Origin of the sequence: Paenibacillus sp. FSL R7-0210, from assembly GCF_038009085.1 — a bacterium.
Taxonomy (GTDB): Bacteria; Bacillota; Bacilli; order Paenibacillales; family Paenibacillaceae; genus Paenibacillus_AQ; species Paenibacillus_AQ silagei.
Genome location: NZ_JBBPAR010000001.1, coordinates 6920337 through 6934491 on the forward strand (window position 1 = coordinate 6920337; position 14155 = coordinate 6934491).

Sequence of the window (14155 nt, forward strand, 5' to 3'; positions counted from 1 at the left end):
ATCCTACATGGGATGAGGAATAGGACGGTAGTTAAGATAATTATGTGATGTTAATTAACATTTAATAGATTCAGGAATGGAGGGGGACTGGAAATGTCACTAGTAGCAGCAAAAATTCCTGAAATACAGCTGGAGCATGTCGAAATGCGTTACCAGACGGAGACGGCAGATGTGCTGGCCCTGCATCAGGTAAGTCTCGATATTGCCAAGGGGGAGTTCGTCTCCCTGCTGGGTCCTTCCGGGTGCGGAAAGACTACTCTTCTGAGGCTGATGGCAGATCTTATAACACCAACGGCTGGAAATATTATGGTGGCAGGCAAAAACGCCAAGGAGGCCCGTCTGGCACAGAAATACGGTATTGTGTTCCAGAGTCCGGTGCTGTATGACTGGCGGAAGGTCAAGCATAATATTACACTGCCGCTGGAGCTGCTGGGCGTCAAGAAATCGATCCGTGAGGACAAAGCGCTGGAGCTGCTTGATCTCGTGGGCTTGCAGGGGTTCGCCGATAAGTATCCCTGGCAGCTCAGCGGGGGGATGCAGCAGCGTGTAGCCATTGCCCGGGCGCTCTCCATGGAGCCGGAAATCCTGCTCATGGATGAACCGTTCTCGGCGCTGGATGAATTCACGCGCGAGCGGCTGAATGAAGAGCTGCTCTCCGTCTGGAGTAAGGTACAGAGCACGATTGTGTTCGTTACCCACAGTATTCCCGAATCGATCTTCCTGTCGGACCGGGTGTTCGTCCTGTCTCCGCATCCGGGCAGGCTCTCGGCGGTTGTCGATATTCCGCTGCCCCGTCCGCGTACGGCGGACATGAGGAACAGTCCGGAGTTCTTCGAGCTGATTGCCCGTATCCGCGACAGCTTCGAAGGGGTGTAGTGATGAAGCTGAACCGTGCGTTAATGCGGAACCGCGCGCTACCGCTGTTTGTCTGGATCTGCGGCCTGCTGGTGCTGTGGGAGGCGGTCTCCTGGTGGCTGCTGCATGTGGCGAAGACGCCGCTGGCCCAGTCCAAGCTGCCTTATGTCCACGAGGTGGCGCTTACTCTGTGGCAGTACAGCGGCACCCTTCTCCGTGAAGGGGGAGCTACCTTCGGCAATGCCGGGGTGGGCTTCCTGATCGGAGCGCTCTCTGGAGTGCTGCTGGCCGTGCTGATGAGTCTCTCCCGGACGATAGAGCAGCTTGCCTTCCCGTATGCGGTTGCTTCGCAGATGATTCCGATTCTGGGGCTGGCGCCGATTATATACGGGATTGTGCGGGATGAGCAGCTGTCGCGGATCATCATCTCCGGCTATATCACCTTCTTCCCGGTGGCGCTGAATATGCTGCGCGGTCTGCGGAGTGTGGACCCCTCTGCCCTGGAGCTGATGCACTCTTATGCCGCTAAACCGTGGGCTGTATATTGGAAGCTGCGCTTCCCGGCAGCGCTGCCGGGGCTGTTCAGCGGGCTGAAGATTGCAGCGCCGCTGGCTGTAACGGGTGCAATTCTGGTTGAGCTCATGGGTGCACAGCGCGGGATCGGGGTCATTATGCTCCGCAATCTCTATTACGGACCCTCCCATACGTATATGTTCTGGTCTACGGTACTGGTTGGTGCTATGCTGGGCATGGCCAGCTATTGGCTGATGAGTCTGGTGGAACGTCTGGTAGCCCCCTGGCAGCCGGAATTCCGTCCCCAAGGAGGCAGCCGCTAATGGAAAGTAATACGGTTCGCGAATTTCCGTCATCTAACAACGTTATTACGCCAGATACGGACCAAGGCGGAGATCCATGGAAATTCCTGAAATGGCTGAACCCCGGGTTCGTGCTGCCGCTGCTTGCCGGAGCTTTGTTCCTGCTGCTGTGGGAGCTCCAGATCTTTCACCGCATCTTCGATCTGAAGAAATATCAGCTCCCCTTGCCCTCCGCCATCGCTGAAGCGATGCGGGACAATCTCAGTCTGCTGCTCTCTTATACAGGGTATACCCTCACTGAAGCCGTTCTTGGTATGCTGATCGGCTCCGGCTGCGGCTTCCTGATTGCCTTGGCTGCTACGGCCTGGCCCCGCTGGGGCGGCGGCAGCCTCACGATGGTAGCTGCACTCAATGCCGTGCCCATAGTGGCGCTTGCCCCTATCATGAACCTGTGGTTCGGGGACGGCATCGGCTCGCGGGCGGCGATTGTGACCGCGACCACGATGGCGGCTATGGCGATCAATGCCTACAAGGGCATGGCGGCTGTGGACCCGCTGGCGCTGGACCTGATGCATTCCTATGCGGCAGGCAAACGGGCGGTATTCCGCCATCTGCGGATTCAGAACAGTCTGCCTTATGTATTCACCGCCTTGAAGATCAACGCTACAGCGAGCATGATCGGGGCGATTGTCGGAGAGTTCTTCTTCTCCTCGCGGGGGCTGGGTTATCTGCTCTCGAATTCCATCAAGGTGGCGAAGATGCCGCTGGGCTGGTCCTGCATCGTGCTTGCCGCGGTTGCCGGAGTAATCTTTTACCTGGTCGTAGAGCGGCTGGAGAAGGTGTTTATCAAGTGGCACCCTTCCCGGCGTACGTAGTGTGTAATTCCTGCATAGGGCAACAAGAACGCAATCATACTGTGTTAGGCCGTCTTACAAAAAAATGATTGGTAGGGGGAGTTGCTATGATGAAGGGCAAACAGGGCAAATATCGTGGAGGATTATGGCTTGCGGCGGCTCTAATGCTGATCTCGCTGCTTGCGGGCTGCGGCGGCAACAACAACGCCAGTCCCTCCGGAGCAGAAGCAACTGCGGGGAATGCGGCAACCACAGAACCGGCGGCTGAGCCGGTTACCGTGAAGCTTCAACTCAAATGGGTGCCTCAGGCCCAATTCGCCGGGTACTTCCTGGCGCAGGACAAAGGGTATTATGCGGCGGAGGGCCTGAAGGTTGAGATTCTGCCGGGCGGGCCGGATATCGTGCCTGAGCAGCAGGTGGCCGGCGGTTCGGCCGATATCGGGGTGGACTGGGTGGCGAGTCTGCTGACCAGCCAGGAGCAGGAGATGCCGCTGGTGCAGATCGCCCAGATTTTCCAGAAGAGCGGGCTGGTGCTGGTATCCAAGAAGGAAGCAGGCATCACTACACCGGCTGATCTGAAGGGCAAGAAGGTGGGCAACTGGATGGGCGGCAATGAGTTTGAGCTTCTGGCGCTTTTTGATAAATACAAGCTGGATTCAGGCAAGGATCTGAACTTCACCAAGCAGGGCTTCACGATGGACCAGTTCCTCGGCGGTGAGCTGGATGCGGCCTCGGCCATGACCTATAACGAATATCAGGTGGTGCTGGAGTCGGGCATTAAGGCAGAGGACCTCAGTGTTATCGACATGAATGACGAAGGTGTGGCGATGCTCGAAGACAATCTGTTCGCCAATAAGGAGTGGCTGGAGGGTAACAAGGAGACGGCGGCCAAGTTCGTCCGCGCTTCCCTGAAGGGCTGGGCGGATGCGATTGCTGATCCGGAAGGAGCTGTGGACAGTGTGATGAAGCTTGCGGAAGCGGGCAGTACAACCCGGGAGCATCAGCTGACGATGATGACAGAGGTTGCCAAGCTGATCCAGCCGGAGGGCTTCGATGCTTCCAAGCTGGGCTATACGGATGCTGCCGCCTTCCAGCAGACCGCCGATATCGCGCTGAAATTCGGGGTCATCAAGACGGCTTCCAAGGTGGAGGAGGCTTACACGAACGAGATTGTGGAGATGGCGGCGAAATAACAGGCAACAGGATTCCTTCATAGCTGAAGCAGATGGCCGCCTGGTAAGGCGGTCATCTCTTCTAGGGTAGCGGACGAACACAGGAAAAGAGGTGCGGACGATGACACTGCTCACGGGGCAGGCCAGTAAGGTGAAGAACTATATAAATGGAGCTTGGGTGGAGTCCTCCTCCGGGCGGCAGGAGGAAGTGTTCAACCCGGCGACCGGCGAAATCATTGCCTATGTGCCGATCTCCAGCCGGGAGGAGCTGGATGCAGCCGTGCGGGCAGCTTCCAGAGCTTATTCCGAGTGGAAAAGAGTCGCCGTTCCGCGCCGGGCCCGCTATTTCTTCCGGTACCAGCAGCTGCTGGTACAGCACAGCAAGGAGCTGGCGGAGCTGATCACGCTGGAGAACGGTAAAAGCCTGGAGGAAGCGCTGGGCGAGGTGCAGCGCGGCATCGAATGCGTGGAATTCGCCGCTGGCGCTCCCACGCTGATGATGGGCAGCCAGCTGCCGGATATCGCGACAGGCGTAGAGTCCGGCATGTACCGCTATCCCCTGGGAGTTGTGGGCGGCATCGCCCCGTTCAACTTCCCGATGATGGTGCCCTGCTGGATGTTCCCGCTGGCGGTAGCCTGCGGCAACACCTTTGTGCTGAAGCCCTCCGAGCGGACACCACTGCTGGTGAACCGGCTGGCCGAGCTGTTCGCAGAAGCGGGCTTCCCGCCGGGGGTGCTGAATGTGGTGCACGGGGCGCATGAGGTGGTGGATGGCCTGCTGGCGCATGAGGAGGTGAAGGCGGTCTCCTTCGTCGGCTCGCAGCCGGTGGCGGAATATGTCTATAAGCAGGGGACTGCGCACGGCAAGCGGGTGCAGGCGCTGGCCGGCGCGAAGAATCATTCGATCGTGCTGAAGGATGCCGATCTGGACCATGCGGTGAAAAATATCCTGTCCGCAGCCTTCGGCTCGGCGGGCGAACGGTGCATGGCCTGCGCTGTAGTGGTGGTGCAGGAGGACATTGCCGATGAGCTGGTGAGCCGGATCACGGAGGCAGCGGACGGGCTGAAGATCGGGAACGGCAAGGAGGAAGGTGTGTTCCTGGGCCCGGTCATCCGGCAGGCGAACAAAGACCGGACGATTGATTACATTGAAGCTGGGCTTGCCGAGAAAGCGGTGCTGGTGCGGGATGGCCGCAAGGATGCTGCGGCTGCGGGCAGCGGCTATTTCCTGGGCCCGACAATCTTCGATCATGTGGTGCCGGGTATGAAGATCTGGCGTGACGAGATCTTTGCGCCGCTGCTGTCAGTGGTGCGGGTGAAGAATCTGGCGGAGGCGATAGCGGTCACCAATGAGTCGCCCTTCGCCAACGGGGCGTGCATCTATACCGACAGCGCCAGGGCGGTCCGTGAGTTCCGCGAGGAGATCGATGCCGGGATGCTGGGTGTCAATCTGGGCGTGCCTGCGCCGATGGCATTCTTCCCTTTCTCAGGGTACAAGAAATCGTTCTATGGAGATCTGCACGCGAACGGCCGTGACGGTGTGGAGTTCTACACCCGCAAGAAAATGATTACCGCGCGTTACTAAAAGAAGGAAAGCCAAGGAGGAGAGTGTGCCGTGCAGAGTCTGGGCAAAGAAAGTGAGCTGGCGGTTAAGAAGGACCAGCGGTATTTGTGGCATAATATGACTCCTTACAGTGAGCAGCATCCGCCGATGATTGCCGCTTCCGCAAGCGGTTCTTGGGTTACCGATATCGACGGCAACACATTCCTGGACGGCATGTCCGGCCTGTGGTGCGTGAATGTGGGGTACGGGCGCAAGGAGCTGGCGGAGGCGGCGTACAACCAGCTGCTGAGCCTGCCGTATTTCCCGCTGACGCAGAGCCATATGCCGGCCATCGCGCTGGCCGAGAAGCTGAATGAGTGGCTGGAGGATGAGTATGTCATCTTCTTCTCCAATAGCGGCTCGGAAGCGAACGAAGCAGCCTTCAAAATCGCCCGCCAGTACCAGCAGCAGACCGGCCAGCCTGACCGCCATAAATTCATTGCCCGCTACCGGGGCTATCACGGAAGCTCGCTGGGCGCCCTGGCGGCGACCGGGCAGGCGCAGCGCAAGTACAAGTACGAGCCGCTGGGCGGCGGGTTCCTGCATGTAGCGCCGCCGGACAGCTACCGCCGTCCGGCCGGCATGACCGAAGAGGCGTTCAACCTCCAGTGCGCGCAGGCGATTGAGGATATGATTGTCTGGGAAGGCGCAGAGTCTGTAGCGGCGGTAATTATGGAGCCGGTCATTACCGGCGGGGGCGTGATTGTCCCGCATCAGGTCTATATGGACCGGGTGCAGGAGATCTGCCGGACCTACGGCGTGTTGCTGATTATCGATGAGGTGATCTGCGGCTTCGGGCGGTCCGGCCGCAAGTTCGGACATCACAATTTCGGAATCAAGCCCGATATTGTCACAATGGCGAAGGGGCTGACGAGCGGCTATCTGCCGTTATCGGCTACCGCTGTGCGCAAGGAGATCTATGAGGCCTTCAAGGATAACAGCGATGACTACGGGCACTTCCGTCATGTGAACACCTTCGGCGGCAATCCGGCCGCCTGTGCGCTTGCCCTGCGCAACCTGGAGATTCTGGAGCAGGAGCAACTGGTCGAACGCGCCGGAATTCTGGGCCGCAGGCTGGAAGGCGGGTTCGCTGGGCTTCTGGAGCATAAGCTGGTTGGCGATATCCGCAGCTTCGGGCTGGTTCTGGGGATTGAGCTGGTGGCGGATAAGGCCACCAGAGTGCCTGCTGAGCTAAGTGTGGTTAAAGGAATTCTTGCCGACTGCAAAGCCAAGGGGCTGATCATCGGCAAGAACGGCGATACGGTGGCTGGCTTCAATAATGTGCTCACCTTCGCTCCGCCGTTATCCTCGACGGATGAGGATGTGCAGTTCATCATCGATACCTTCACAGCTGTGCTGAACGGGAGCTGGGCAGAGTGAATTTCTCCGGGTACAGGAACTGGTAGGCGCGCAGGGCGACCTGAATGGAGATCCGGTTCTCCGGGAGCATGAAGTCCTCGCCGAGCAGCTCGGTGATTTTGTCCAGCCGGTAGTAGAGGGATTGCCTGACGATGAAGAGGCTGCGGGCGGCGATCTGCTTCGACCCGTCATGATCGAGGTAGACGCGCAGCGTCAGCAGCAGTTCGCTGCCCTTCGCCTCATCATGGTCAATCAGCGGGCCGATATAGCTGCGGATGAAATTCTCCAGCGTCTTGCCGTCGTTCAGGCTCAGCAGCAGCTGGAAGACGCCTAACTCCTCATACATGAGGACCGGCTTCTGGTAACAGGAATAGAGGGACAGCGCTTGTACAGCTTCCTGGTAACCGGCATGAGCATGCTTCAGGCCCTTGTGGGACTTGCTGACTCCAATGACGAGCTGCAGGTCCTTCAGCTTCTCATCCGCACGGATATGCTGCAGGGAATCAAGCGCCTGCTGCAGGCGCAGCTTGCCGGGCAGCTTGGACTGGATATCCAGTGCAATGACGGTCAGCCGGTTGTTCTTCAGGGTGATCAGCGGCCGGAGGGAGTACTTCTCGAAGATGGAGCGCAGGATGAGTGAGAGATGGAAGGTGATGGATTCCCAGTCATTCTCCGAGCTGTTCCATTTGACATCCCGGGGATTCTCAATCTCGATCAGACAGACCCGGTAGGGCAGCTCATTGACCAGGTTGAAGTCCGGGCCGACCAGCCCCTTGAGCCGGTTGTCGTCCTGAGTGCGTCCAGAGGCCAGCTCATCCACCCACAGATTCTCCGAGAACAACTTCCGCTCCTCCATGTACCGCGTGCGCAGCAGCTCCTGTGCGATGGATAAGGAGGCGGAATCGAGCAGCAGACAGTCGAATTCCTGCGGCTTGTGATTACAGACCATCAGGATATAGGCCCAGGTCTGATCCAAGGCTCCAACGGGCTTCACGGCGATGGTCTTGTGGCCGTATTCGCGGATATAGGGGGCCGCCTCGGGCTGTACCCCTTCCATCTCTTCGCTGAAGGTCTCGAAGAAGCCCAGCAGCGGGCGCTGCTCCTCGGGCGCGAGGGCCGGGAAGAAGAGAGGTTTACCTTGCAGGTGCATATAGAGAATCTGTGTGCGGGTGCTTTTACATAACAATTGCAGGACCTTAAGGGTCCCCTGGGAGGTTAGGGTCAGCCGGTGGAATTCGCGGGAGATGCTCTCCAGCTCTTGCAGCATCCGGTGATGGCGGTTGATGATGAGAGAATGCAGATCGAGTGTAATGTCGACGAACCGTACAGTGCGGGTGAATTGAATCAGCGGAAAATCATGCAGGTTTGAAAGAGCGATCATCTCCTGCGGAATGGCACTGAAGTAGGCTCCCAGCTCAATGCACAGGCAGGCGGCGTTCTTATCAATCAGATTCTGCATGAAGGACAGGGCGGCGTCCAGATCCGTGCTTGCGCTCATTCCGGTAGTCAGAATCATCTCTTCCCCGTGAATCAGACTCTCCAGGCTCGCGCTCTCCAGCACATGCACCCAGCGGACTGCCCGGTTCAGGCCGTTTCTTCCCCCGATCAGCTCAGCTTCAGCGAACAGCGGCCGCTTCAGCGCGTCGCGGATCGTAAATACAAGTTCAAAGTCCATAAGCTTCCCCCTCGTTAACATAGTTCTCAGGCCATTCTCACAGGTAAAAAATAGACTTTTGAAATTAGACAATCTGTCTAATGTAACGAAAAAACGAATTGACTATAGTTTGAATATAATATGTCAGGAAACTTAACTCAAATTGGAGTGTGATTAGCAATTTTATCGGCTTGAAGTTTATTTTACTACAATAATTCTTACAAGTATGCAAAATATTAAGGCGATCATCGTAATAATGTTATATTATATAACATAAATCGAAGCCGAGAGTGGAAGCTACTTTGGCCAGAAGGAGGGGTACCCAATGGAGCAATCTTCACCGTTAACCACATTTACACCTGAGCTGTTCATGCGTAATTTTGCCGAGGCAGAGCCGGGGCTTACCCGCAAGGGAGCTATCGAAGAATCCAACCGCTGTCTGTACTGCTATGATGCGCCCTGTATCAAGGCCTGTCCGACCAGCATTAATATCCCTTCCTTCATCAAAAGAATCGCTACCGACAATCTCAGAGGGGCGGCGCAGACCATCATGGACGCTAATCCGGTCGGCGCAAGCTGCGCACGGGTATGTCCTACGGAGGAGCTGTGCGAGGGGGCCTGTGTGCTGAACGGCGCTTCCGCACCGATTGAGATTGGCCTGCTGCAGCGTTATGCCACGGATTGGGCGATCCGCAGCGGACTTCAGCTCTTCCGTGCAGGTGAGCCTAACGGCAAGAAAGTAGCGGTGATAGGCGGCGGACCGGCAGGTCTGTCAGCGGCCAGAGAGCTGGCGCGCGAAGGCTTCCAGGTGGTGATCTATGAGGCGAAGCCGCTGGCCGGAGGTCTGGATACCCACGGGATCGTCTCCTTCCGGCTGCCGCAGGACATTTCGCTCTGGGAAGTGGAGCAGGTGGAGGGGCTGGGCGTAGAGATCCGCACGGGAATGAAGGTGGGCGTGGATATTTCCATAGAAGAGCTTAAGGCCGGATATGATGCCATTGTGCTGGCGGCCGGGATGGGTTACGTCCCTCCGCTGGGGATTGAAGGCGAGAAGCTGTCTGGTGTCTATGATGCGATCGAACTGGTGGAGACCACCAAGACCGGGATTCCTGCCCTGGAGCTGATGGGACAGCGTGTGGCTGTCATTGGTGCGGGCAATACGGCCATTGATGCGGCCACCTGCTCGGTGCGGCTCGGCGCGGCGAATGTGAAGATGATCTACCGCCGGACGCGCGGGGAGATGACGGCTTATGATTTTGAATATGAATTCGCCAAGCAGGAGGGGGTGGAATTCAACTGGCTGACGCTGCCGAAGCGGATTGTCGGGGATGAGCTGGGGAATGTCGCGGCACTGGAATGTGTGCGGATGGAGCTGACCGGTGAGGCCGGGCCGGATGGACGCCCCTCTCCCGTGCCGGTGGCAGGCTCGGAATTCCTGCTCCCGGTGGATGCTGTAGTGGTGGCTATCGGCCAGAAGCGGCGGATGGACCTCATTGAGGCGCTGGGGCTTAAGCATAAGTGGGGGGTAGTGGAGATTGATCCCGCGACCGGCCGCACCTCTGATCCGCAGATTTATGCTGCCGGCGATATTGTTTTTGGGGCAGGGACGGGGGAGGCCATGGTGGTCTCAGCCGCGCAGCAGGGCAAGGAAGCTGCCTATGCGATTGTGAAGCAGTGGTCAGGCCGTCAGGACAGCGTAGTCGGCTCTGCCGTATAACGCGGATTTCATAGAAGGGGGAGGGAATGGCAATGGCAGATCTCAGTATTGATTTTGCAGGCATCAAGTCACCGAATCCGTTCTGGCTGGCCTCTGCGCCGCCTACCAATACAGGCTATCAGGTGCAGCGTGCGTTCGAGGCAGGCTGGGGAGGCGCGGTGTGGAAGACGCTCGGAGAGCCAGTCATCAATACCTCGGCCCGGTTCGCCGCCGTTCATTTTGGCGGCCAGCGTGTAGCGGGCTTCAACAATATTGAGCTGATTACCGACCGTCCGCTGGAGGTCAACCTGAAGGAAATCTATGAGACGAAGCGGAGATTCCCGGACCATACGATCATTGCTTCCCTGATGGTGGAGCCGAAGCGGGAGAAGTGGCATGAAATTGTGAAGCGCGTGGAGGCTATCGGCGTAGACGGTCTGGAGCTGAACTTCGGCTGTCCGCACGGCATGGCTGAACGCGGCATGGGCGCGGCTTCGGGCCAGCAGCCTGATTTGGTGCAGGCGCAGACCGCCTGGGTCAAGGAGGTGGCAACCACCCCGGTCATTGTGAAGCTGACGCCGAACATCACCGACATTACCGTGGTGGCCCGGCATGCCATCAAGGGCGGGGCGGATGCAATCAGCCTGATCAATACCATCAACAGTCTGGCCGGGGTGGACATCCACAGCTGGAATACGATTCCGAATGTCGGCGGCCAGGGAGCGCACGGCGGTTATTGCGGCCCGGCTGTCAAACCGATTGCCCTTAGCATGGTGGCAGAATGTGCCCGGGACCGTGAGGTCGGCGTACCGATCTCCGGCATCGGCGGCATCTCCACCTGGCAGGATGTCGTCGAATTCATGCTGATGGGCTCGACAGGGATTCAGGTCTGCACAGCGGTTATGCATCATGGCTTCAGGATTGTGGAGGAGATGATCGACGGTCTGAACCATTACCTGGACGAGAAGGGGCTGGCTTCGGTAACCGAGCTGATTGGCAAGTCGGTGCCTAAGTATTCCAACTGGGGTGATCTTGACCTTAACTATCAAGTCGTTGCGCGGATCAACGAGGAGAACTGCATCAACTGCAATAAATGCCATATTGCCTGTGAAGACGCCTCTCATCAATGCATCGATATGCTGACGAATGCGGAGGGCAAGGCGATTCTGCAAGTGCGTGAGGAGGATTGTGTGGGCTGCAATCTGTGTTCGATTGTCTGCCCGGCAGACGGAGCCATTGATATGATTGCACTGGAGGGCGGAGCGGCCCCGATGAGCTGGAATCAGCGCAGCCGGATCATCAGCGGGGTTAACGGTTCTTATTCGGAAGCGGAGGTGGGATAAGATGAAGAAGATCATCAAGCACGGAATTATCGTTACAGCGGCAGATACGTATACGGGGGATGTCCTGATTGAGGATGGAATCATCAGTGGCATCGGCCTGAATCTGGAAGCGCCGGGAGCGGAGATCATTGATGCTTCCGGCTGTTATGTCTTTCCGGGAGGGATTGATCCCCACACCCATCTGGATATGCCCTTCGGCGGTACAGTTACCGCCGATGACTTCAAGACCGGCACGATTGCCGCTGCTTACGGCGGAACCACCACGGTCATCGATTTCTGCCTGACCACGAAGGGGCAGCCGCTCCAGCAGGCTGTAGATACCTGGCATCACAAATCGCAGGATAAAGCGGTCATCGACTACAGCTTCCACCTGATGGTATCAGAGCTGAATGACAAGGTGCTCAGCGAGCTGCCGCAGATTATCGAGCAGGAGGGCATCACCTCGCTGAAGGTGTTCATGGCCTACAAGAACACCTTCCAGGCCGACGACGGAGTTCTGTATAAGACGCTTCAGGCGGCGAAGCGCGAAGGGGCGCTGGTTATGGTACATGCCGAGAATGGGGATGTCATCGAGTATCTGGTGGACCAGGCGCTGGCCGCAGGAAATACCGATCCGCTCTATCATGCGCTGACCCGTCCTCCTGAGCTGGAGGGCGAGGCGACGGGCCGGGCGGCGTATTTGACCGGGCTGACGGATTCACAGCTCTATGTGGTGCATGTCACCTGCGCCGAGGCGGCCTGGAAAATTGCGGAGGCCCGCAAGAAAGGGCTGCGCGTCTACGGCGAGACCTGCCCGCAGTATCTGGTGCTGGATCAGTCGGCGCTGGCGAAGCCGGACTTTGAAGGCGCCAAGTATGTCTGGTCCCCTCCGCTGCGCGAACAGTGGAACCAGGAGGTCCTCTGGGATGCCCTCTGGAGCGGGACGCTGCAGACCATCGGCTCTGACCAGTGCTCGTTCAACTTCAAGGGGCAGAAGGAGCTGGGACGGGGAGACTTCTCGAAGATCCCGAACGGTGGGCCCACCATCGAAGACCGGTTCAGTGTCCTCTACTCCGAAGGGGTGCAGAAGGGCCGGATCACGCTCAACAAATTCGTGGATATCATCGCCACCTCAAGCGCCAAGCTGTTCGGCCTGTTCCCGCAAAAGGGTACGATTGCCGTGGGCAGCGATGCTGATATCGTGATCTTCGATCCTGCAGTGGAACGGACACTGTCGGCAGAGACCCATCATATGAATGTGGACTATAATGCGTTCGAGGGGCTGGAAGTCAAGGGAGAGCCGGTCTCTGTGCTGAGCCGGGGAGAGTTCGTGATCCGGGACAAAGTATTCGTCGGTGCCGCAGGCCAAGGCAAATACCTGCACCGCAAGCGCTTCGAGGCCGAAGCTCCCCATCCGGCCCAGGCAGAAATCAGCGGAGGAGTGGTCTGAGATGTCAGCATTTGCAGAGTTCGACCGGGAACGGCAGGAAATCGACAATCTCATCGGGCTAGGCTATACCGTGGCCGGGATCTATGAGGATCTGGACGGTGCCAGGGTTACCTTCATCCGCAGGGAGCCGGCCGGCGGGCCGGTGGAGCTGCTGCTGCTTACAGCGGACGCACGTAAGCATGTGACGACGCTACTTGTGGGCGGAACCAGACAGACTGCTGCTGAGATTCATCGGTGAACCCGCATTACAGTGAATCATTCCCCTTATATTCCTCACGAAGGATCGACATGATTGTCAGCGACTCAAATCCACCCTCCGTCCGGATACATTCGCGGAGGGTGCCTTCCTTTTGGAAGCCGGCCGCTTCATAGACATGCTGCGCTCTGACATTGTAATCCTTAACGTCGAGCCACAGCCGGTGCGTATCCGTGTGATTAAATGCCCAATAGATCAGCAGCTTCAGCGCCATTGTTCCGTAGCCGCGATCCTTGGTCTGTATTACAATCCGCTTGATACAGAGTGTGAGATTAGGATATGTATATACACCATAGTACAAGAAATATAGACGGCAGCTAATGATGTAAGGGATATGTATGTGGATGGAGCTGCCGCAGTTGCAGGGTACACTGCTACGTCAGAAGACGGTTAACGGACTCCAGTGCAGAGAAGACGGAGACGGACGGAGATTGGGTAATTTCGATCCTTGCCGGGGCGTTCGCTGTGACATCGGGCGAGTAGAGATAGATGCTATTCGCGGCTTCAGAGGTGCGGATTCTGGTGAATTCATTGGCCAGGCTGATCGTTGAGGAGGAGGCAAGTGTAAGTTCTTTGACCCTCAGCTTGAACGTGACCAGAGTCTGATCTACTGCCGGAATCGCCTGCTGCCCGCTGCCCGCTTCAACCTGAATATCAATGCCGCGCATACTTGTGTTTTTTCCGAGATAGATACTGCCATCCACAGGACTCTGGAAATTGAACTGGAACAGGTTATCGACCTCATTGCCAGCCGTATAATTTCCTTCCGTATAGACCGAATGCTGTGTATATTCAAGGTTATCAAATACCTGGCTGTCATATTGGATAATGAAGTTAAGATAGCTGTAGCCAAGGTCATTTGGCGCGAAGTCTTTTAAATGCACCAGCACGGTAACTTCATCCCCCGGATTATAGGCCTCTTTGTCAGTGGTCACCTCAACAGACATCGCAGGAGCGGTGGTATCCACTGCAGCCTCACGAATCATGGACATCATAAGCGGCAGTACCTTCATCCCTCTGATTGCCCGCTTGAATCTATTCCTTTTATTCATGTTACATCCCCCATTGCCATCATAATGATGCATCCCTATGCACGAATGATCTTGTATATGAACAATG

The 14155-nt window shown here is 57.3% G+C and carries 13 protein-coding genes; 10 read left to right on the forward strand and 3 right to left on the reverse strand.

The genetic code is table 11. From position 1 onward, the window contains the following. Positions 1–93 precede the first annotated feature (93 nt). The 6 genes from MKY64_RS29455 to MKY64_RS29480 all read left to right on the forward strand — a co-directional run bounded on the left by MKY64_RS29455 (position 94) and on the right by MKY64_RS29480 (position 6679). Positions 94–876: an ABC transporter ATP-binding protein gene (locus tag MKY64_RS29455; protein WP_209868620.1), complete on the forward strand. Its 783-nt coding sequence runs from the start codon at positions 94–96 to the stop codon at positions 874–876. A 2-nt stretch (positions 877–878) separates the two neighbouring features. Then, positions 879–1691, forward strand: a complete 813-nt coding sequence (locus MKY64_RS29460) for an ABC transporter permease subunit (RefSeq protein WP_083685816.1) — start codon at positions 879–881, stop codon at positions 1689–1691. Further along, entirely contained in the window at positions 1691–2545 is an 855-nt protein-coding gene (locus tag MKY64_RS29465; RefSeq protein WP_051478257.1) for an ABC transporter permease, read from the forward strand. Before MKY64_RS29460 ends, MKY64_RS29465 begins: the two co-directional genes overlap by 1 nt. 86 nt (positions 2546–2631) lie before the next feature. Next, on the forward strand, positions 2632–3717 hold the full coding sequence (locus MKY64_RS29470) for an ABC transporter substrate-binding protein (RefSeq protein WP_340957424.1): 1086 nt from the start codon (positions 2632–2634) through the stop codon (positions 3715–3717). Between the two features lie 100 nt (positions 3718–3817). Continuing rightward, positions 3818–5281 (forward strand): CoA-acylating methylmalonate-semialdehyde dehydrogenase, encoded by a 1464-nt coding sequence (locus MKY64_RS29475; protein WP_340957426.1) that lies wholly within the window; start codon positions 3818–3820, stop codon positions 5279–5281. A gap of 30 nt (positions 5282–5311) precedes the next feature. Next, positions 5312–6679, forward strand: a complete 1368-nt coding sequence (locus MKY64_RS29480) for an aspartate aminotransferase family protein (RefSeq protein ID WP_340957430.1) — start codon at positions 5312–5314, stop codon at positions 6677–6679. On the opposite strand, the gene MKY64_RS29485 is transcribed toward MKY64_RS29480, so the two are convergent. Beyond that, positions 6645–8333, reverse strand: a complete 1689-nt coding sequence (locus MKY64_RS29485; protein WP_209868610.1) for a PucR family transcriptional regulator — start codon at positions 8331–8333, stop codon at positions 6645–6647. The two genes, MKY64_RS29480 and MKY64_RS29485, sit on opposite strands and share 35 nt — an antisense overlap. Before the next feature lie 304 nt (positions 8334–8637). Here MKY64_RS29485 and MKY64_RS29490 point away from each other — a divergent pair, with 304 nt between their 5' ends. Genes MKY64_RS29490 through MKY64_RS29505 form a run of 4 tightly spaced genes read left to right on the forward strand, consistent with a single transcriptional unit; the run spans position 8638 to position 13018 of the window. Then, positions 8638–10029, forward strand: coding sequence for an NAD(P)-dependent oxidoreductase (locus MKY64_RS29490; protein WP_340957434.1), 1392 nt, complete (start codon positions 8638–8640; stop codon positions 10027–10029). A 32-nt stretch (positions 10030–10061) separates the two neighbouring features. Continuing rightward, positions 10062–11351, forward strand: coding sequence for an NAD-dependent dihydropyrimidine dehydrogenase subunit PreA (gene preA / locus MKY64_RS29495; RefSeq protein ID WP_340957436.1), 1290 nt, complete (start codon positions 10062–10064; stop codon positions 11349–11351). Position 11352: 1 nt separating this feature from the next. Continuing rightward, positions 11353–12780: a dihydropyrimidinase gene (hydA, locus tag MKY64_RS29500; RefSeq protein ID WP_340957438.1), complete on the forward strand. Its 1428-nt coding sequence runs from the start codon at positions 11353–11355 to the stop codon at positions 12778–12780. 1 nt (position 12781) lies between these two features. Next, positions 12782–13018: a hypothetical protein gene (locus MKY64_RS29505; RefSeq protein WP_340957440.1), complete on the forward strand. Its 237-nt coding sequence runs from the start codon at positions 12782–12784 to the stop codon at positions 13016–13018. Between the two features lie 7 nt (positions 13019–13025). On the opposite strand, the gene MKY64_RS29510 is transcribed toward MKY64_RS29505, so the two are convergent. Together MKY64_RS29510 and MKY64_RS29515 are read right to left on the reverse strand one after the other, a co-directional pair. Next, a complete protein-coding gene (locus MKY64_RS29510) occupies positions 13026–13337 on the reverse strand; it encodes a GNAT family N-acetyltransferase (protein WP_340957442.1) in 312 nt (103 codons plus the stop codon). A gap of 73 nt (positions 13338–13410) precedes the next feature. Next, positions 13411–14088: a cohesin domain-containing protein gene (locus tag MKY64_RS29515; protein ID WP_340957445.1), complete on the reverse strand. Its 678-nt coding sequence runs from the start codon at positions 14086–14088 to the stop codon at positions 13411–13413. Positions 14089–14155: the final 67 nt, after the last annotated feature.

What these genes read in the sequence shown, in the direction of transcription:
- preA (WP_340957436.1), top strand. Translation starts at nt 10,062, where the DNA reads ATGGCAGATCTCAGTATTGATTTTGCAGGCATCAAGTCACCGAATCCG.
- hydA (WP_340957438.1), top strand. Translation starts at nt 11,353, where the DNA reads ATGAAGAAGATCATCAAGCACGGAATTATCGTTACAGCGGCAGATACG.
- MKY64_RS29485 (WP_209868610.1), bottom strand. Translation starts at nt 8,333, where the DNA reads ATGGACTTTGAACTTGTATTTACGATCCGCGACGCGCTGAAGCGGCCG.
- MKY64_RS29490 (WP_340957434.1), top strand. Translation starts at nt 8,638, where the DNA reads ATGGAGCAATCTTCACCGTTAACCACATTTACACCTGAGCTGTTCATG.
- MKY64_RS29460 (WP_083685816.1), top strand. Translation starts at nt 879, where the DNA reads ATGAAGCTGAACCGTGCGTTAATGCGGAACCGCGCGCTACCGCTGTTT.
- MKY64_RS29455 (WP_209868620.1), top strand. Translation starts at nt 94, where the DNA reads ATGTCACTAGTAGCAGCAAAAATTCCTGAAATACAGCTGGAGCATGTC.
- MKY64_RS29470 (WP_340957424.1), top strand. Translation starts at nt 2,632, where the DNA reads ATGATGAAGGGCAAACAGGGCAAATATCGTGGAGGATTATGGCTTGCG.
- MKY64_RS29505 (WP_340957440.1), top strand. Translation starts at nt 12,782, where the DNA reads ATGTCAGCATTTGCAGAGTTCGACCGGGAACGGCAGGAAATCGACAAT.
- MKY64_RS29465 (WP_051478257.1), top strand. Translation starts at nt 1,691, where the DNA reads ATGGAAAGTAATACGGTTCGCGAATTTCCGTCATCTAACAACGTTATT.
- MKY64_RS29515 (WP_340957445.1), bottom strand. Translation starts at nt 14,088, where the DNA reads ATGAATAAAAGGAATAGATTCAAGCGGGCAATCAGAGGGATGAAGGTA.
- MKY64_RS29475 (WP_340957426.1), top strand. Translation starts at nt 3,818, where the DNA reads ATGACACTGCTCACGGGGCAGGCCAGTAAGGTGAAGAACTATATAAAT.